Below are 18667 nucleotides of genomic sequence, written 5' to 3'. Positions count from 1 at the left end.
CAAAAAACAATTTATACCAAGATCGCAAACCAAAAGAATACAAGACAAAGAAAGACTTAGTAAGAATTAGGTGTGTCGCTGAAGATATTATTTTTAATATTTTTGGTGGACAAGCTAGTAAGGGTGTATGATGGATGCCTTGGCACTAACAGGCGATGAAGGACGCGTTAAGCTGCGAAAATCCTCGGGGAGCTGCAAAAAAGCTTTGATCCGGGGGTATCCGAATGGGGAAACCCAGCTGGAGTTATGTCCAGTTATCCCTGACTGAATAAATAGGTCAGGGAGGCGAACCTAGGGAAGTGAAACATCTCAGTACCTAGAGGAAAAGAAATCAACCGAGATTGCGCTAGTAGCGGCGAGCGAACGCGCAAGAGCCTAAACCTAAAAGCATGCTTTTAGGGGTTGCGGGACCTGCAACATTGTATTGAAGAAATAGTAGAATCGTTTGGAAAATCGAACCACAGAGGGTGATAGTCCCGTAGATGAAATTTCTTTAATATATAGCGGGTATCCCAAGTAGGGCCGGACACGTGAAACCCGGTCTGAATCAGGGAGGGCCACCTTCCAAGGCTAAATACTCGTTAGTGACCGATAGTGAACCAGTACCGTGAGGGAAAGGCGAAAAGAACCCCGTAAGGGGAGTGAAATAGAACCTGAAATCATACATCTACAAAGTGTGGGTCATCTTTATATGATGTACCGCATGCCTTTTGCATAATGAGTCTGCGACTTACTGTATACGGCAAGGTTAAGTTATTAAACGGAGCCGAAGCGAAAGCGAGTACGAATAGTGCGATTTAAGTCGTATGCAGTAGACCCGAAACTGAGTGATCTATCCATGAGCAGGTTGAAGCCCGAGTAACATCGGGTGGAGGACCGAACCATTGCGTGCTGAAAAACGCTTGGATGACTTGTGGATAGGGGTGAAAGGCCAATCAAACTCAGTGATAGCTGGTTCTCTCCGAAATAGCTTTAGGGCTAGCCTTGAGTGCTTCTTTACGGGGGTAGAGCTACTGATTTTTCGCGGGCCCTTACCGGGGTACCAACAAATATCAAACTCCGAATACCGTAAATTTATGAGCTCAGGAGTCAGTCTATGTGGGACAAGCCGCATAGACAAAAGGGAAACAGCCCAGATCGCCGTCTAAGGCCCCCAAGATGGGCTAAGTGGAATTAAGGATGTGGAGTTGCTTGGACAATCAGGATGTTGGCTTAGAGGCAGCCACCATTTAAAGAGTGCGTAATAGCTCACTGATCGAGTGATTCTGCGCCGAAAATAATCGGGACTAAAGCCCATTGCCGAAGACGCGACCCAGCTTGCTGGGGGTAGGAGAGCGTTCTATGCAGGAGTGAAGCTTGATGGAAACAACAGGTGGACCGCATAGAAGTGAGAATGCAGACATAAGTAACGAAAAACCAGGTGAGAATCCTGGTCACCGAAATCCGAAGGTTTCCTGGGCAAGGTTCGTCCCCCCAGGGTTAGTCGGACCCTAAGGCGAGGCCCAACGGCGTAGTCGATGGACAACAGGTTAATATTCCTGTACTAGCTAAGTTTAGTGATGAAGGGACGCGGAAGGAAAATGTTAATGACTGATGGATTAGTCATACCAAGCAGGCAATTCGTAGAGTAGGAAAATCCGCTTTACATAAGAACCAACTGTGATGGGGCGAAGAAACCCTCGGGTGGAACCGTCTAACATGGAACCATGCTGCCAAGAAAAGCTTCTAAGCGTTTGAAGCTTAGTTATCCGTACTAAAACCGACACAGGTAGGAAGGTCGAGTAGACTAAGGTGCGCGAGAGAAACCACGTTAAGGAACTCGGCAAATTAGCCCCGTAACTTCGGGAGAAGGGGTGCCCCCTCAGGGGGGTCGCAGTTAAGAGGTCTGGGCGACTGTTTAGCAAAAACATAGCACTCTGCAAACTCGAAAGAGGAAGTATAGGGTGTGACACGTGACCAATGCCAAAAGGTCAAATGGAGAGGTTAGCCTTCGGGCAAAGCTTCGAAATGAAGCCCTGGTGAATGTCGGCCGTAACTATAACGGTCCTAAGGTAGCGAAATTCCTTGTCGGGTAAGTTCCGACCTGCACGAATCGTGTAACGATCCAGACACTGTCTCAACGTGGATCTCGGTGAAATTGTAGTTCCGGTGAAAATGCCGGATACCCGCAGATGGACGGAAAGACCCCATGAACCTTTACTGTAATCTGATATTGTTGTTCGGGCAGATATGTGTAGCATAAGTGGGAGACTGTGAACTTGCGTCGTCAGGCGTTTGTGAGTCGTCAGTGAAATACCACCCTTATCTGTCTGGGCATCTAACCCCACGTCCGTGAATCCGGATGGGGGACAGTTTCAGAGGGTCAGTTTGACTGGGGCGGTTTCCTCCTAAAATGTAACGGAGGAGCTCGAAGGTCTACTCAGTATGGTCGGCAATCATACGTAGAGCGTAAGGGTAGAAGTAGGCTTTACTGTAACACCGACAGGTGGAGCAGTTGCGAAAGCAGGACCTAGTGATCCAGCGGTGGAAAGTGGTATCGCCGTTGCTCATCGGATAAAAGGTACTCTGGGGATAACAGGCTTATCGCACCCAAGCGTCCATAGCGACGGTGCGGTTTGGCACCTCGATGTCGGCTCATCACATCCTGGGGCTGAAGAAGGTCCCAAGGGTCCGGCTGTTCGCCGGTTAAAGTGGTACGCGAGCTGGGTTCAGAACGTCGTGAGACAGTTCGGTCCTTATCCTCTGCGGGCGTAGGATATTTGATAGGAGCATTCCCTAGTACGAGAGGACCGGGAATGAGTGACCTCTGGTGTTCCAGTTGTACCGCCAGGTGCATTGCTGGGTAGCTAAGTCGCGAAAGGATAAGCGCTGAAAGCATCTAAGCGCCAAGCCCCCCTAAAGATGAGATATCCCAGGATTTATCCTCTAAAGGCTACAGGAAGACTACCTGTTCGATAGGCTGGAGATGTAAGCATAGCAATATGTTCAGTTGACCAGTACTAATCAGCCGTGAGGCTTGTCCACCTCTTTTTTAGTTGTCATCAACTCGATGCCACCTAAAAAAGATAATAAGCACACAAGTAACTAACTCTACTAAGTTAGGTCTTGCGATCTACTCAATCATCACTAAGTTTTCTTCCCAACATTTTCCGGCTGGTAACCACAGCGGAGGAGCCACACCCGATCCCATCCCGAACTCGGTAGTTAAGACCTCCAGCGCCGATGGTACTGCAGTTAAGACTGTGGGAGAGCAGGTCGTTGCCAGCCTTTTTTTTCGAAGCATCCAAACGTAAGTTTGGATGCTTTTTTTATGCCTGCGAAATACTTCCGTAAGGGCGGTAGGTTATTATACTTACTATCCTATAGCAATCTGGCTAAGTCCGGAACATTTTTAAGCACTGAATAATTTATTATTCAGTGCTTTTTTTTGTGCTGCCACACGGGCGGATGAGGCTGTTAGATAGATTTTTCTACTTCCGGAGAGGTAGGTAGTGCACGCTTTAGAGACTGTGTGAAAAACAAAAATACAGCTCACATTAGGGCTGAAAGCCCGACAAATTGTAGCGTGCACCGTGAGGTGCATGTTGTGAGTTCTACTAAAATAGAGGGCTGTAAGTCCGACACATTCAATATCTTGTGTCGGTGCGATGCACCTTAGATATATTTTTCTTTCAAACGTGTGGCTGCGCCACACGCTACTCTCTATCGGTGCTCTGCACCTAAAAGAGTGTTTTTCACACAAGCTCTTTAGCGTGTGATAGATAATTCAAATATAGATTTAATTAGCATGAAGTCGTAAGCAAACTAAAGTTTGTACTACATACAATGGGTCTGTACGAAACTTATCCCAACTTAGCACAAGAACTGAGGAATGAGTATAAAAAAATCCGCAGTTGTTTAGACTACGGATTAGTTGAGTTATTTGTAGTTGAATTAACGCCCCATTAATTCATCCATTTTTCTGAGGGTAACAGATTGACCTTTAGCTAAGACTTTACCTTCTTTATCGATTAAGACTAAGTGGGGAATCCCTGTGCTACTAAACTGATCTAAGTCGACATACTTCATTTTACTAAACTTCACTGTGGGCCAAGGCATTTTATAGTCTTGCATATATTTCTCTGAAGCCTTTTCGCTGCGATCACTTGTGTAAAATATGAGTTCAAAGTTATCTGTTTTAGCATGTTTGTTATAATACTCAACTAAGCCAGGAGTGAACTTTCGGCAAGGCGGGCACCAACTAGCCGAGAAGTAGATCATGATGTAATCTTTTTTTGAAAGATCGAGGCCTTTAATTTTACGTCCTTTTTCATTGACGAGGTATTTCTCTAAACTTTTCCATGATGCAGCTTTTGTGTAATCAACTGTTTTGTCTTTTGCGTTTACACCGAAACATAGTAGTAACATAATTAATGCTATCTTTTTCATTAACTCTCTTTCCTTATATTGACGAGGTTGAAGTATTACTATGGAAATGAATTGCTTAAAGTCCAAATATTTTTATGATTAAAAATGTGAAAAAGACTTGTTTTGAAACACAAAAAAGCCACTGAGATGCTCAGTGGCTTTTAAGCTAGAAATTAGTAGGATTGATTAAATACCAGCGAAGAAGTCTTCACCTTTGTTATTGATAATAACGAAAGCAGGGAAATCTTTTACTTGGATTTTCCAGATAGCTTCCATACCTAGTTCTTCGTATTCTTGAACTTCAACTTTAGTAATGACGTCTCTACCGAGAATAGCAGCAGGTCCGCCAATTGAGCCAAGATAGAATCCACCATATTGACCACAAGCTTCACGAACTTGTTTAGTGCGGTTGCCTTTCGCTAACATAATCATGCTGCCACCTGCGGCTTGGAAAGGAGCAACATATGGATCCATGCGCTGAGCAGTTGTTGGGCCGAAGGAACCAGAAGCTAAACCCTCGGGAGTTTTTGCGGGACCCGCATAATAGACGGGATATTTCTTCATGTAATCAGGCATATCTTCGCCGGCATCTAAGCGTTCTTTAAGCTTGGCGTGAGCAATGTCACGAGCCACGATGATGGTACCGGAGAGATTAACACGAGTCATGACAGGGGAATCTTTGAGTTTCGCTAAGTTATCAGCCATAGGATCATCTAGGTTGAGGTCAATGACATCAACTTTTTCAGCTGGATTGTTAGCTGTGTCGGGGAGATATTTCTCTGGATGCTCTTCGAGCTGTTCAATGAAGATGCCTTCCTTAGTGATTTTGCCTTTAATATTGCGGTCAGCTGAGCAAGAAACACCCATGCCGACGGGACAAGAAGCACCATGACGAGGGAGGCGAATGACGCGAACATCATGACAGAAATATTTACCACCGAATTGTGCACCTAAGCCACATTCACGGGAAATCTGAAGAATCTGTTCTTCGAGTTTAGTATCGCGGAAAGCACGACCCGTCATATCGCCTTCAGTAGGTAGTGTGTCGAGGTAACCTGCAGAAGCAAGTTTAAGTGTTTTGAGGTTCATCTCCGCAGAAGTGCCGCCAATGACAAGCGCTAAGTGATAAGGAGGGCAAGCCGCAGTACCTAAGTCAGTTATATGAGTTCTGACAAATTCGAGCATCGAATCTTCGTTGAGTAATGCCTTGGTCTTTTGATAAAGATAAGTTTTGTTGGCCGAGCCACCGCCCTTAGCGAGCATGAGGAATTTATATTCGTCGCCCTGAGTGGAGTAAATATCAATTTGTGCAGGAAGGTTAGTGCCTGTGTTTTTCTCTGTATACATATCGAGTGGAGCAACTTGTGAGAAGCGCAAGTTAGCTCTTGTGTATATTTCATGAACACCACGAGAGAGTGCTTCGGCATCGTCAAAACCAGTGATAACGCGCTCGCCTTTTTTGCCCATGATAATAGCTGTACCAGTGTCTTGGCATGAAGGCAGTACTTTTTGTGCAGCAATAACAGCATTTTTCAATAATTGACCCGCAACGAACTTATCATTCTCAGAAGCTTCGGGATCACGGAGTATAGAGGAGAGCGAATCTAAGTGTTTCGCTCTCAAGAAATGGCTGACATCATAGAAGGCTTCGCAAGCGATTTTTTGAAGTGCTTCAGGTTCAACTTTAAGAAATTCTTGATCTCCACAACTTACGGAGCTCACACCTTCTTTACCGATAAATTTGTACTGGGTTTCATCTTTACCAAACTGGAAGATGGGACTGTAGCTAAAGTCTGCCATGATATTTCCTTTTTATTTGCTATAAGCGCAAAAATTGTACGCAAAATGAGTTCAAAATTGTTATTAGGTGTTATTTTAGCGGAGTTAAATAAATGCACAATACCTAGGCAGGACAATAATGATAGAAGTTAATAATTTAGTGCGCTACTTTGGTGATATACGGGCAGTGAATCAGGTTAGCTTAAAGGTAGAAAAAGGCGACATCTTAGGGTTTATTGGTCCCAATGGAGCAGGGAAGTCAACAACTATCAGGATGATTACGGGTTATTTAAGTCCAAGTTCAGGTGAAGTGAAAATTTGTGGCAAGAACATGGTCGACAATGAAATGTACTGTAAATCACAAATTGGTTATTTACCCGAGACTGCACCTCTTTATCACGATATGTCAGTGAAAGCTTTTTTGGCTTTTACTGCTGAGCTAAGAGGGATTGATGGGGCAGATAGAAAAACTGCCGTCGATGCTGTTATTCAGAAGTGTTTCCTTGATCGAGTGGCTTATCAAAATATTGGAACTTTGTCAAAGGGTTACCGTCAACGTACTTGTTTTGCGCAATCAGTTTTACACGATCCGCCAATTTTGATTTTAGATGAACCAACTGACGGGATGGATCCGAATCAAAAATTTGAAATACGCAAAATTATTGAGGGCTTTGGCAAAGAGAAAGCTGTGATGATTTCAACACATATTTTAGAAGAAGTAGAAGCCTTATGCACCCGTGTGGTGGTGATGAGACGAGGAGAAGTAGTGGCGAATGAAAGTGTGAACGATTTTAAATCTCGAGGAGATAAATTGGCAGATAATTTCCGTGAATTAACTTTGCCTAACGGAGGCGCAGACTGGTGAGTAGTTTTTTTCGTTCAGTAAAGGCAATTAGCAAACGCGAGTATAAATCATACTTCAGTTCATCTTTAGCTTATGTGTTTTTGATTGCTTTTTTGGTCACATCGGCCGTATTTAGTTTTAAGATTGCGGATTGGTATAAGCTTAATGAAGCGAGTATGCGACTGCTCTTTGACTTCCATCCCTATCTCTACTTATTCTTTATCCCTGCAGTGGGGATGCGCATGTGGTCGGAAGAAGATCGCGTCGGAAGTTTAGAGCTTTTATTGACCATGCCCGTTACTGTTTGGCAGGCGGTTATTGGTAAATTTATTGCTGCGTGGGCTTTTTTAGCTACAGCACTTTTACTGACATTCCCGATGGTTGTGACCACATATTACCTAGGAGACCCTGATACGGGAAGAATTATTGCTGGATATGGCGGTAGTTTGCTACTTGGAGGGATGTGTTTAGCCCTCTGTGGTGTTTGCTCATCTTTGACACAAAATCAAGTGACGAGCTATATTTGTAGTTTTCTTTTGATGTTGATTTTTATGGTTGCAGGTATGCAGCAGCTAGGTATCGAAGCGGTTTTAAATAGCATCTTACCGAAAGAAGTGGTCGAGACTTTAATTTTCTTCAGTATCATTCCCCATATTGCTAGCTTAGCACGTGGTGTCTTTGACCTTAGGGATTTCATTTATTTCTTCAGTATCATGCTTTTTGGCCTCGGAAGTACAGTCGCTATCCTTCGTTGCCGTAAAGCTTCGCATAAATTTAATCGCCCAATTACGGCTTTAGTGATAGGCTTGGTATTTGTCAGTGTGGTGATTCTGAATTTGATTTTCCGCAATGTTTCTTACCGTATCGATCTATCTGAAGATAAGCTTTATACCCTAAGTGAATCAAGCATAAAAGTTATTCAGCAAATGGATAGCCCAGGGCGTATTCGCTTTTACTTTTCACGCAGTACACCTGGAGTCAGTATGGAGCAAAAAGCTTTGGCTCGCCGTGTGGAGGATCTTTTACGTGAATATGCCGAAGAATCAAATGGTAAGCTCAAGCTAGAGGTGATAGATCCTCAAGCGGGGACTCCTGGGGAGACTTCGGCTCGTTTTGATGGTTTGCAAGAAATTAAACTTGGCCAACAAGGCGTAATGTATTTGGGTGTGGCGGTTTCTTATCAAGATAAAGTCATGACGATTCCTGCTTTTACTGCAGATGAAGAAGATCAAATGGAGCTCAACGTAACGCGTCTATTGCACTCTGCTCAAAAGCAGGAGAAGCCCGTAGTGCTATTTCAGTCTGCTTTGCCTGTTTTGGGTTTAAAAGCGGATCCTAGTTCTGGCAGAATTAAAGATGAACCAGAGTGGTCGATCATCACAGAAATGCGCATAGATTATACGCTGCTGCAGATGCCACCCAAAGTAAAAGAAATACCCGACAAAGTAAAAATGGTTATTCTAGTACACCCAGAAACTCTTTCGGAAGAAAGTATGTATGCTCTCGATCAGTACTTGATGAGAGGTGGTAAGATCTTGTGCTTCCTCGATAATTTCTCCTTAGTGGAAGGGAAATTTAACAAAGGTACTAGTCAGAAGGGTCGTCTTTCCCAAATGAGTACTTTACTAGGCTTCTCTGAAGCTTGGGGCGTACGTTATGTGCCTGAAGAGCTCGTGGCAGATAGAGCTTTAAAGACACCTGTGAAAGGGAAAGAAAATCCCTTTATGCTGAGTTTAGGGCCAGATAATTTAAAATCAGACGAGGCATTTTTTACGAACGTCAATAAGCTACACATTCCGTATGCGGGCTATTTAGATTATCGCCCCGTTGAAGGTTTGAAGTACGACGTTCTCATGGAGAGTAGCCCATACAACTTGGGGGTTAAGCGTCAGGAAGCCTTAAAAAGTCGTGAAGTTCTTCAAAAAATTACAGCTAAAAGCGATCCGAAAATTTTGGCAATGCGAGTGAGTGGCAAAATGAAAAGTGCCTTTCAGAAGTATTTACCCAATGACGTAGATATTAAAAAACATTTGAAGCAAGGAACAAAAACTGGAGAAGTTATTTTGTTTAGTGATGCGGATATGTTACACGATAGTTTTCAGACCAATATACAACACTTATTTAATGGTCGTCGTGAGCGCGTTTCTATCAGTGATAATACGGTGTTATTTCTCAACATACTGGATACGGCATTGAATGAAGGTTCATTGTTAGGCTTGCGAGGTCGTCGCTTTAAACGTCGTAATTTTGGATTGGTGTATCAGCGTCAAATTGATGAATATGAAGCTCAACTCGACGAGATTGAAAGCTTGGATCTGGAGCACGCCAAAGCGAGTCGCAACGTAAGCCTACTCGAGAGTAAAATGGTGCGCCAATTAATTTTAAATCCTGAAGAAAAGAAAACTTTAACAGAAAAGAAAGAGAGTCGTGATAAAGCTGATCTAAGACTCAAAGAAATTGAATCAGAGCTCAAAGCGAGTGCTCAGAATTTTGAGAAAAAGGTCTTTTATTGGAACCTTTATTTACCGCCATTTTTGGTTCTGATGATTTTATTGTTGAGGTATTTACTGAGTGTCAGTTATAAAAGGAGAACAGCATGAAACCAAAGCAATTATATAAAGTTTTACTCATAAGCTTGGGACTACTCATCCTGTTTTTCTTAACGCGTAAAGATGAAAAGATTAACCGTGGTGCTTTTAATTCAGGTGATGTCGTCTTTAAAGATTTTAAAGAGATCAAAAGTTTTAAACTTGAGCAAGGTCCATTTAAAACTGAACTTCATCAAGTTGATGGAGATTGGGTGGTGAAAAATCGTCATGATTTTATTGCGGATCAAAAACAAATTAATGATGTACTAGAAGATCTAAAGAATATGAAAGTCGCGCAAACAGTAGATACTCGCAGCCAAGATATGAAGTTTTACGCTTTAGATAAAGACTCCAAACATATGAGTGAGAGACCCGTAGAATTGAGTTTGATTTATAATGATAATAGTGAAAAAACTTTATATATTGGCAAGCCTCATAATCAAGGGGGTAAAACAGCTGGGCGTTATTACTTAGATCCCTCGAGCAATGGGGTTTTTATCTCGACACAAATTTTGCGAAATACGCAAGCCGATCCGCGTGTTTGGCTACGCAAGTTTTTGCCAGATTATCAAGGGGTGTTGTCTGTTTCCTACTTCAGTCGTGAACGCTTGATTTGGCAAGCGGGTAGAAGTCAGTTGAATAAGCCATTTAAGTTCAAATACCCCTCTCAATTGACTAAGATGACGGATCAGCAAACACATGGTTTCATGTCGCAGATCTTTCAATCTCGTTACCTTGATGTAGAAGTAGCTCGTCCCATAACCAAAGTAGATTTTGAAGGAGAGCGTTTAGAATTTGTGGATCACGTGGGAAGGCGTTATACATTGGAATTAGTATCGCATATCGATAAGTTTATTAAATGTCGCATGCGCCTTAATACTGAGGCTGATCTGAGTGGTTCTAAAGACTATGATGATATTAAGCAAACGCTTACGGAGTGGCATTTTATGCTGTCCGAGCGATTGCTTCCCTTTATGCAAATGAAGAGTAATTAAAGCTCCAAGACAAATAAGTTATACTTCATCTTTGGGTGGGTTTTGTTCCATTCAGAAATATTATTTTCGAAGTCGTGAAGAGATCCACATAGAAGAAATTTTAAGCTGTGATCGTAACGATTATTAGCTTCGTAATTTTTGCTCATGTTCTTAAGCATTTGAGTTTCCCTTTCATCATGGCAAGCAATGATGAAGTCGTTTTGAGAGACTTTAGGGAGGGGTGCTTTATTGTAAAGTTGGTGCGTTAAACGGAGTAGACCTTGGTGCTCAACACCGAGCACGGGGATTTCATGTTGTTGGTATAAAAATAAGGAAGCCCCTGCAAAATATGCTGGTTCTGGAGCCTTAAAATGACCATTTGAAAAGGAGAGGGCTTCTTGGACCTCATTTTGGGTGTTCTCAATATCCTTCAGAGGATTCTTTCTCTTGTAAGTTCCTGGGTAAGATAGACCCTCGACATAGAGGCAATCATAGTGATCTCTGTGAGTCACGAGGAAATCAATAATTAACTTTTGTTCAGAATTAATTTGATTGATTAAATCAAAATACTTTTCTTGTTCTTTACGGATAGCTGTCTTATCGCTCAGTGATTCCCAATGAGTGAATTTTTCGAGTAATAAATTGAGATATAGCTTCGAATAATGAGTCTGTGCGACGTGAATAAGTGTGAAGCGAGCATCATCAATTAGGATTACTTGACGGAGTGAGGCTGCCTTACTTCGTAATAGTGAATTGAGCTCATTTTGAGCAATTTCTACTCGTTGCTTTTGTGTCATGCAGGATGAGCCCAGCATTAACAGGAACAAAGAGAGAAACTTGTTCATTTTTTATTTTAAGAGTGACTCGAGAATTGAGCTTTTGGGAATGATCGCATTTAGATAGTCGACTACGGGAATGCGAATGGGCATAAAGTAGAGGCAAGAATTGTAGCGATCAATGAGCTCAATGGCATCAGCTGCAAATTGTGCATTCCATTCGAGTTCAGGGACAAAGTCTTTGGGGAAATTCACGAGGTTGCGTTTTTCCCAGTAAGCTTGGCTCTTAGAACTCAAAACGGGACTTAATCCCCAATAAACAACATGACCTTTTAAAGCTTCAATCCATTTGGCTAGGAGCTCTAAGTCAAAGAAAGGTTGGGTGAAAAAACCATCAATATTAGCATCAATTTTTTCTTTAAGATAAGCCATTTCGCTGTTGAAATCAGTCCTGTAGGGGTCGATGGCACCGTAGACTTTTACTTCAGGGTAATGTGCTTTGAAAAATTTGATAAAATCAATGGTAGAAGTTTCGAAATGTTCACGGCCTTCAAAAAAATCGCCTCCCACAAGTAAGACTTCTGAGAATTTATAATTAGACATAATGTCGTGAATGAGGCTTGGTTCATTAAGGTCAAAATCACAAGCTCGTAGATGAGGGATATCGCGATCGAGCATGGTGGCACAAAAGCCACAAGCTTCCCAGCTTCGAGTGGGGAGCCTAACAATATCTGGTATGTTTACAGTATTTACTTTTGGGAAAGCTTCTTGGATTCCTTTGAGCTCTGAAGTGATTTCTTCAGCCGCATGAGGAACAAGTTCAATGGAAATTTTAGTCATTAGATTCTTTATATCTGTTTATTCGAATATGTGAATATTGTGAGTTTTCTGACTTATTCAAGTATAAATGATCAAGACTTAAGAGCTTTCTTTGCAGTCTTTGCATATACCACGGAAAGTGATTTCGTGAGAATTTACTTGGTGGCCTTCTTTCAAAGTTGATTCATGTAGGTGCAAATAGCAACCCTCTAAGTCATAGACTTTGTCACATTGACTACAATGAAAATGGTGGTGATGAGGGATGTTGGTGGGCTCATAGCGCTGGACAGCATCATGGAGACGCACACATTGAATGAGTTCATTATCTAACAAAAGGTTAACGGTGCGATAGATAGTCGCTATACCCGTACTTTTATCGCAGTCTTCAAGTAATTGAGCAATTTCGTTAACAGAAACGGGCCCAGGTGCAGAACTTATCACGTTGAGGATGAGTTCTCTTTGTTTAGTTTTTCTTAAACCAATATGATTTTCTTTCATTCGACAAATACCCTATGTGAACGTGCATCAATATACTTTTCGATAGCTTTACCTTCGATGCGGTTTTCAATTAAATAAATACAGGCTCGGTCTAAGCTCAGAGCGAGTTCAGAACTGTCTAGTTTGATCAGAACATTATTGCGAGCGATTTTGAAGTTATCACTAATGCCAGATTGTTTAAGAAAGAGGACAAGGTCCCCCTTTGGGTCTTGCCTAATGCGTGCCACTTTAAATATTTGAGAAGGGAAAAAAGTTTCGCCATTGCGTTTGATGGCATAGCTATCGTAGTAGTTTAAGAAATCAAAAACGACTTGGTTTTCCTCAGTGCTAATTTGTTGGCCGAGCTTTAGTTCGCCATCGACTTTTACGGCAATGAGGGGTAAATAAGATTGCTGATTTTCTCCATATGGTAAAAGAGTTGAGTCATTGCTGACAAGATAAACTTTGCCATCTTTAAGGAGTTGGGCACGAGCTTGCTTTTCACTTATGGTGACAGCAAGTGTGCTTGGTAAAATGCGATCGACTTTCACTTCATGGATAGCAGGGTTGGCTTCAAGCTTCTCGCGGACTTCAGAAGGTGAGATTTGGAAGAGGTTGATCTTTTTTTCGATGACTTCAAGGTCGTAGAGTTGCTGGTAAATGGTCTCGTCAGGTGTGATATGTGTATTGCCCTGGATTTCAATTTTTTCTAAAACAAATTGAGGGTTCGAGCTCAATAGAAGGAGACGCAGGCCCGAAACTAAAAGTAGCAAAGTGCCAAGCACCATGGCTAAGCAGAGTAACCAAGTGAAGCCAGTAATGAGTTGCTGGCGGATTTTTAGAATCTTCTCTTCTCGCTTAGCAAGCAATTTCGAACGGGACATTAACAAAACCTAATTGTTATTTGAGTAAGTTGCTTTAAAGTAGCCTTTAACTCAAGATTTTCGTCCTAAAATGAAAAAATAAAGGAGCACTTAAGTGTACGAAAGAAATTATGGTATCATCATCAGTGTTGATGATTTAGATAGAGCGCGTGAATTTTATCGTGATACATTATTACTCGGTGCACCTGTAGTCGACTCCAATCATTGGGTTGAATTTCAATTGAGCAATGGTCTCGTTTTAGGTGTGCGTCAGCAACCAAATGCCTCTGTGCAAAAGGGTTGCAACACTATGTGGGTTTATTATTCCGTGAATTACGGTGATATTCGTGAGCAGTTGTTGGATGCAGGTTTTGCACCACTCAAAATAGCCGCGCCTCCCGTTGGACTCAAGGCCGAGATATTTTCTGACCCAGAAGGCAATCGCTTTACTTTAGCGCAAAAGCCTCAGTAGGCTTTTTATAATTCCGTAAATACTTTTTGTTTAATTCTCAAGCGTAGTCTTTCAGCTTCTGGATGAATTTCTTTTTGTGCCCAAATGAGTTTTGTTCCTTCGGGGAAAGTATCGTTTTTTACATACCCACGCCAGGAAATTGGAAGGACTAGAGATGGAACGTGGGAGAGGTGTTTTAAATTCGGCTCACGCAGTGGACTCATCGCAATATCTAAGTGTTTAATGTCTACCATTTGTAGGGAAGCAAGAGATTTAATGGGTGTATTACGCATGGATAAAACATTTATTGTATGGCCTTTCAAAGGTGAAAAGTCATCAATTAGTGTATCGTCGATCAATAAATTATAAACGGTTGAGTTATAGAGTGGCTTCAGTGAAGAGACTTGTGTACCTCGTATGTCCAAAGTTACAATGGCTAAACCTTTTAGGGGGTGCAAAGAGCTAAGCATGGTGCCTGGCATGGCCAGAGTTCCAAAAAAAGCTTTTTGGAAATAACGAAGTGGAGTGAAGTCTTTATTCTCCGGGCTGAGCCTCATATGTAGCATGCCTTTGGGACAGAATTTTAATTTACCTAATAGTTTTGTATGAACAAAGAGTTCACTAAAAACTCGGTTGGAGAATTCTTCATTACTCAAAAGGTCATCCAGAAACTGCGATGCTTCTGGTATTTGAGAGTTGGATATTAATTGACAATAAATAGAAAAAATTTCGTCTTTCGCAAGGTGACCATGATTTTCTACACACGTTTGTGCGTCAGTCGCAATTTTTAGGCTATTAGAAGCAAGAGCACTTTTGTCTCCATGAACTTGGGCCTTTTTGAAAGCTTTGGCGGCTTCACCAAAATTTTTCTGGGCTTGATTAATACGTCCTAATAAGAGATAGGCTTCTGCGTTGTGTTGATTGAGTTTGAGGTAAGTTTCTACATCCATGAGGGCGGCATCAAATTCACCTTTGCCAATATTATAACGCGCACGTGATAAGTAAATTCCAGCGCTTTCCCGCAGTTGATTAAGAGCATGTTGAGCCTCAAAATAATTGTGTTTGGCAATTTCGTGTTGTTCGAGAGCAAAGTTGCGTTCCTGATGAATTGCATTAATGGATTTTACGCCGAAAATAATAAATAATAAGCTAAACATGAGGCTTACCGAGGAGACGATTTTGTGGCGCTGGATTAACAGAAGCGATAAACGGAAAGCCCCTGCATTTTCCGCGTTTGCAGCAAATCCACCTAAGATTTGTTTCAATTCTTGGGCAAATTCCGCGGTTGAAGCATAGCGATCTTCAGGTTTGAGTTGGGTCCTGAATCCGTGATCAGGTTTTGAGATTCATGAGATAATGGTTTGGTCGAGTAATTCTTAGATCGTTTTTATCCCAGATTGTGAGATGTCCTTATTTCTTAAGCCTATCGCTCGTGATCAGGTGTCTAAGGATAGTAAATATAGCAATTTCTAAGGCAATTCACCCAACTTGGACAGAGTAAAGCACAAAACTCAATAAAAGAGCTTTGCAATAAACTTCTTATTAGTGGATTAAAGGCTAAATGATATTTTTTGATACAGCTTAAACCAAGGGCTATGTCGACCAAACTTGAGAGTTTCATCTCCTGCGTGCTTTACGTGTTTACAAGCGGTTAAAATCAAGTCACGTATCACGCACCGTAGGCGGCGTCGTTGGGCTTTGATTTTAATTGGAGCCAAAGATTTATTATGGATAAGGTGATTACCAATGACTCTGAGCACATTAAAAGCGAGCATAGCGCAGTGCAAAAAGAATTGATTCGCTTTAAATTTCCCTGAGGGTAAACGCTCTACATTCATATCGCTCTTCAATTCGCTATGGAACTGCTCACTGGTTCCATGATCGTGATAAAGTTCGATCACATCCTCGGCTTCTAAAGGTAAATTCGTCCAATAGGTCTCCACTTCGATTTCTGGCATCAAAAGTCGATTGCCATCTTGATCTTCGAGTCGTTCCGTAACTTTAAAAATAACAGGAACCACTTTATGTTCTTCATTGTTTCCAGGATGTTTGTGATGGAGTTCACCGACAAAGACACTCTTACCATCTCGAGATTTAAGCTGTCGCCCTAAACGCCGTGCGTTGGATAGCCACTGTTCTTTAGATTCCTTTCTAAGGTTCCGTTTAATCAGAAAATATTGATCATCAGGAAGGTGTCCGAAATTAACCTCAGCATCGTGAGCGGAATCTAAACGAAGTAGTACGGGGTGCTTAAGCTTTAATTTTTTGATCATAGTAAAGCTGTCATCTAAGAACTCTGGCATCCCTTTTTGTGCATGCTGTGAACCTGGACGCAGCTCATTATTTAGCATAAAGCCCTCAGTTCCAAGGTAGGCAAACATGGGAGAAAATCCGTCATGATTTTTATATGTCCAACTCACATTTTCTTTATGGCTACCGGAGTTATCCATGGGTGATACATCCATATCGAGTGGAATAAAATTCATCCCCCCTTTTGATATATTACCTATACACTGTTTTTTGAGCAGGTTTGTATTCGCTGATTTTAAATGCACTTCATGCTCAGAAGACATGATTTCTAGTCGTTGACGCAAACGTTCCTCGGATGGAACTTTGTTTAATCCAAGTGATTTCATAAAGACTTCGTTTTCACGAAACTGACTAATATCTGTGAAGCGTTCACGCCCCTGAATCAGTAACCCCACCTGTGATTTGAAAATATCTAGATCTTGAAAGATATGATTGGCCTTGTGATCTGTATTGAACTCATCGTCAATTTCACTTTGTTGAAGGACTTGGCCACCTAAAAATATTCCGCCAATACTGTGAAGGGAATCATTGCCTGTGTCGAGTTTAAATGCTTTATTCATGAGAAAACCTGTTGGGTGATTTTGGTGTCGTAACTTAAATTACTATAAACCAACAGGTTTTCTTGTTTTTAAGCTGTTTTTTAAGATCAGCTCACGGATTCAGGTTGGGTGGCTTTTTTGATTACCGCCAAAGCTGATCGAGGGATGCGTTGGTTTTTTTCACCTAAACTTTCGGGTAGCAGGTCATTTGTATTTGGTGATTGAATTTGTCCGGAAGAGACTCGGGAAAGGATTTCTTCAGTGTTGTCGCCATTGATGGGAGGGTCAAAAGTTAGCATCGTCTGAAGGAGAGCTCCTAAAGAGTAGATGTCAGCACGCGGGTCAACTTCTTTGCCTTGAGCCTGTTCGGGTGCCATGTAGGCAGGAGTGCCAATGACGGCGCCCATTTGGCTGAATTCGCTAGGTGTTGAGGGTGAGAGGCTATCAATGGCAGTGTCTTTTTTATTAGGGATTTTTGCAAGACCCCAATCGAGAACGAGAACTTCACCAAAATCCCCGATCATAATATTGTCAGGTTTTAAATCACGATGGATAATATCTTGTTCATGTGCACAAGATATTGCATCACATACTTTGATCAGAATCTCGATCATATTTTCAAAACTTGAAGAACTCTGATTATCTTTGAGTTTCTGGATAAATTTGGCAAGGGTTTGGCCTTTGAGGAGTTTCATCGTGTAGAAAGGGCGGCCATCGCTATCGTGTCCGGCGTCGTATACGGGCATGATATTTGGGTGCTCAAGTCGTGCAGCAACTTCGGATTCGTAAGTGAACCTTTCAAAAATAGCTTTGTTTTTCTGTAATTCGGGGTGAATGACTTTGTAGGCAACATAGCGTTCCGTATGGCTATCATAAGCTCTGTAGATCATTCCCATTCCGCCAGATGCAAGAGAATCACAAATTAAGTAACGGTCTTGTTCATCTTCATCTAGTAATGCCATTTTCAACAAGTCGGCGGACTTGTCGGAATTTGAAAGAGGGTTTCTATTCATTGTGCATCCTTAATAAGTTGGGATAAGTTTAGTTCTAGATATCCATAATTGCAAAAATAATAGAAAACCTTACAGCATGTCTGACACAAAGTATCAAGAAAATATTAATGCAGCAGGGCGTGGCTTTAACCCTACGAGCTGGAGTTTGATTCTCAAAGCAAGCTCAGGTCAAAGTGGTGAGCTCGCGGAATTTTGTCGTCGTTACTGGCATCCGCTTTATGCTTTTGCGAGGCGTTCGGGAAGAAGTGCGGAGGACGCACAAGACTTGAGTCAGGGTTTTTTCGCTTATTTACTTGAGAGAGATGTCTTACAGCGAGCTGATGCCGAGAAGGGGCGCTTTCGGAATTTTATCCTGACTTTATTTAAGCGTTTTATGCAGAATGAATGGCAGCGCGGTCAAGCTCAGAAACGAGGTGGTGATAAAGTTAAAGTGGACTATGAGGCTGCTGAGTACTCCCTTCAGGATATGAGTGAATTAGGAGCGGATGAAGCCTATCAACGAGCGTGGGCTCTAACTCTTTTAGATCAAACCATGCTCGAATTAGAGCAGCGTTTTCTAGAACGTGGTGATGAGGAACGCTGGCAAGTGATGAAACCATATCTAAATGGTGATAGTGAAGCTAGCTTACGGGAGGGGGCCGATTTACTTGGTGTGAGTGAAAATGCTTTTACGGTTGCAGTGCATCGCTTACGACGTGATTTTTCAAAAGTTCTCCGTAAATTAGTGGCGGATACTTTGAATGACCCCTCTGAAGTTCAGGAAGAACTCCATTTTTTAATTTCTCTTTTACAAAAATAAGGACTGTTTATGAGACTAATATTATTGA

At 41.9% G+C, this 18667-nt stretch carries 14 protein-coding genes and 2 rRNA genes; 7 read left to right on the top strand and 9 right to left on the bottom strand.

The window, feature by feature from the left end; translation table 11 throughout:
• Positions 1–107 precede the first annotated feature (107 nt).
• Together PQO01_RS01920 and rrf are read left to right on the top strand one after the other, a co-directional pair.
• Positions 108–3024: ribosomal RNA gene (locus tag PQO01_RS01920) — 23S ribosomal RNA — on the top strand.
• A 128-nt stretch (positions 3025–3152) separates the two neighbouring features.
• Positions 3153–3267 (top strand): 5S ribosomal RNA (gene rrf, locus PQO01_RS01915).
• A 666-nt stretch (positions 3268–3933) separates the two neighbouring features.
• On the opposite strand, the gene PQO01_RS01910 is transcribed toward rrf, so the two are convergent.
• The gene (locus PQO01_RS01910) at positions 3934–4428 is read right to left on the bottom strand and encodes a thioredoxin-like domain-containing protein (RefSeq protein ID WP_274312353.1); all 495 of its coding nucleotides are present in this window, start codon (positions 4426–4428) and stop codon (positions 3934–3936) included.
• Positions 4429–4593: 165 nt separating this feature from the next.
• Entirely contained in the window at positions 4594–6207 is a 1614-nt protein-coding gene (locus tag PQO01_RS01905; RefSeq protein WP_274312352.1) for a fumarate hydratase, read from the bottom strand.
• Between the two features lie 118 nt (positions 6208–6325).
• On the opposite strand from PQO01_RS01905, the gene PQO01_RS01900 reads away from it, so the two are divergent.
• From PQO01_RS01900 to PQO01_RS01890, 3 genes are read left to right on the top strand one after another with little or no spacing between them, the layout of a single operon-like run.
• Positions 6326–7051: an ABC transporter ATP-binding protein gene (locus tag PQO01_RS01900; protein ID WP_274312351.1), complete on the top strand. Its 726-nt coding sequence runs from the start codon at positions 6326–6328 to the stop codon at positions 7049–7051.
• Entirely contained in the window at positions 7048–9630 is a 2583-nt protein-coding gene (locus PQO01_RS01895; protein WP_274312350.1) for a Gldg family protein, read from the top strand. Before PQO01_RS01900 ends, PQO01_RS01895 begins: the two co-directional genes overlap by 4 nt.
• Positions 9627–10613 carry a DUF4340 domain-containing protein gene (locus tag PQO01_RS01890; RefSeq protein ID WP_274312349.1) on the top strand — a complete coding sequence of 329 codons (987 nt, stop codon included), beginning with the start codon at positions 9627–9629 and terminating at the stop codon, positions 10611–10613. Before PQO01_RS01895 ends, PQO01_RS01890 begins: the two co-directional genes overlap by 4 nt.
• Here the strand turns inward: PQO01_RS01890 and PQO01_RS01885 are convergent.
• The 4 genes from PQO01_RS01885 to PQO01_RS01870 form a co-directional block, all read right to left on the bottom strand.
• Positions 10610–11389, bottom strand: a complete 780-nt coding sequence (locus PQO01_RS01885) for a hypothetical protein (RefSeq protein ID WP_274312348.1) — start codon at positions 11387–11389, stop codon at positions 10610–10612. The two genes, PQO01_RS01890 and PQO01_RS01885, sit on opposite strands and share 4 nt — an antisense overlap.
• A gap of 51 nt (positions 11390–11440) precedes the next feature.
• On the bottom strand, positions 11441–12208 hold the full coding sequence (locus tag PQO01_RS01880) for a methylenetetrahydrofolate reductase (protein ID WP_274312347.1): 768 nt from the start codon (positions 12206–12208) through the stop codon (positions 11441–11443).
• 78 nt (positions 12209–12286) lie between these two features.
• Entirely contained in the window at positions 12287–12685 is a 399-nt protein-coding gene (locus tag PQO01_RS01875) for a Fur family transcriptional regulator (protein ID WP_274312346.1), read from the bottom strand.
• A complete protein-coding gene (locus tag PQO01_RS01870; RefSeq protein WP_274312345.1) occupies positions 12682–13548 on the bottom strand; it encodes a cell division protein FtsQ/DivIB in 867 nt (288 codons plus the stop codon). The genes PQO01_RS01875 and PQO01_RS01870 overlap by 4 nt, the downstream gene beginning before the upstream one ends.
• Positions 13549–13642: 94 nt before the next feature.
• Between PQO01_RS01870 and PQO01_RS01865 the strand changes: the two genes are divergently transcribed.
• Positions 13643–13999 (top strand): VOC family protein, encoded by a 357-nt coding sequence (locus PQO01_RS01865; RefSeq protein ID WP_274312344.1) that lies wholly within the window; start codon positions 13643–13645, stop codon positions 13997–13999.
• 5 nt (positions 14000–14004) lie between these two features.
• On the opposite strand, the gene PQO01_RS01860 is transcribed toward PQO01_RS01865, so the two are convergent.
• The 3 genes from PQO01_RS01860 to PQO01_RS01850 all read right to left on the bottom strand — a co-directional run bounded on the left by PQO01_RS01860 (position 14005) and on the right by PQO01_RS01850 (position 17840).
• Complete coding sequence (locus PQO01_RS01860) at positions 14005–15135, bottom strand: tetratricopeptide repeat protein (protein WP_274312343.1); 1131 nt, start codon at positions 15133–15135, stop codon at positions 14005–14007.
• Between the two features lie 393 nt (positions 15136–15528).
• Positions 15529–16848, bottom strand: coding sequence for an IS1380 family transposase (locus PQO01_RS01855; RefSeq protein ID WP_274311999.1), 1320 nt, complete (start codon positions 16846–16848; stop codon positions 15529–15531).
• Positions 16849–16934: 86 nt separating this feature from the next.
• Positions 16935–17840 (bottom strand): serine/threonine protein kinase, encoded by a 906-nt coding sequence (locus PQO01_RS01850; RefSeq protein WP_274312342.1) that lies wholly within the window; start codon positions 17838–17840, stop codon positions 16935–16937.
• A 76-nt stretch (positions 17841–17916) separates the two neighbouring features.
• Between PQO01_RS01850 and PQO01_RS01845 the strand changes: the two genes are divergently transcribed.
• A complete protein-coding gene (locus PQO01_RS01845) occupies positions 17917–18639 on the top strand; it encodes an RNA polymerase sigma factor (protein WP_274312341.1) in 723 nt (240 codons plus the stop codon).
• The last annotated feature ends 28 nt before the right edge of the window (positions 18640–18667 follow it).

Origin of the sequence: Lentisphaera marina, from assembly GCF_028745505.1 — a bacterium.
Taxonomy (GTDB): Bacteria; Verrucomicrobiota; Lentisphaeria; order Lentisphaerales; family Lentisphaeraceae; genus Lentisphaera; species Lentisphaera marina.
The sequence above is the reverse complement of the archived record's forward strand: the minus strand, read 5'-3'. Positions and strand labels throughout refer to the sequence as shown.

Coding starts and splice junctions, on each gene's coding strand:
- PQO01_RS01880 (WP_274312347.1), bottom strand. CDS start 12,208: ATGACTAAAATTTCCATTGAACTTGTTCCTCATGCGGCTGAAGAAATC.
- PQO01_RS01910 (WP_274312353.1), bottom strand. CDS start 4,428: ATGAAAAAGATAGCATTAATTATGTTACTACTATGTTTCGGTGTAAAC.
- PQO01_RS01890 (WP_274312349.1), top strand. CDS start 9,627: ATGAAACCAAAGCAATTATATAAAGTTTTACTCATAAGCTTGGGACTA.
- PQO01_RS01855 (WP_274311999.1), bottom strand. CDS start 16,848: ATGAATAAAGCATTTAAACTCGACACAGGCAATGATTCCCTTCACAGT.
- PQO01_RS01870 (WP_274312345.1), bottom strand. CDS start 13,548: ATGTCCCGTTCGAAATTGCTTGCTAAGCGAGAAGAGAAGATTCTAAAA.
- PQO01_RS01860 (WP_274312343.1), bottom strand. CDS start 15,135: ATGTTTAGCTTATTATTTATTATTTTCGGCGTAAAATCCATTAATGCA.
- PQO01_RS01905 (WP_274312352.1), bottom strand. CDS start 6,207: ATGGCAGACTTTAGCTACAGTCCCATCTTCCAGTTTGGTAAAGATGAA.
- PQO01_RS01875 (WP_274312346.1), bottom strand. CDS start 12,685: ATGAAAGAAAATCATATTGGTTTAAGAAAAACTAAACAAAGAGAACTC.
- PQO01_RS01845 (WP_274312341.1), top strand. CDS start 17,917: ATGTCTGACACAAAGTATCAAGAAAATATTAATGCAGCAGGGCGTGGC.
- PQO01_RS01885 (WP_274312348.1), bottom strand. CDS start 11,389: ATGACACAAAAGCAACGAGTAGAAATTGCTCAAAATGAGCTCAATTCA.
- PQO01_RS01900 (WP_274312351.1), top strand. CDS start 6,326: ATGATAGAAGTTAATAATTTAGTGCGCTACTTTGGTGATATACGGGCA.
- PQO01_RS01850 (WP_274312342.1), bottom strand. CDS start 17,840: ATGAATAGAAACCCTCTTTCAAATTCCGACAAGTCCGCCGACTTGTTG.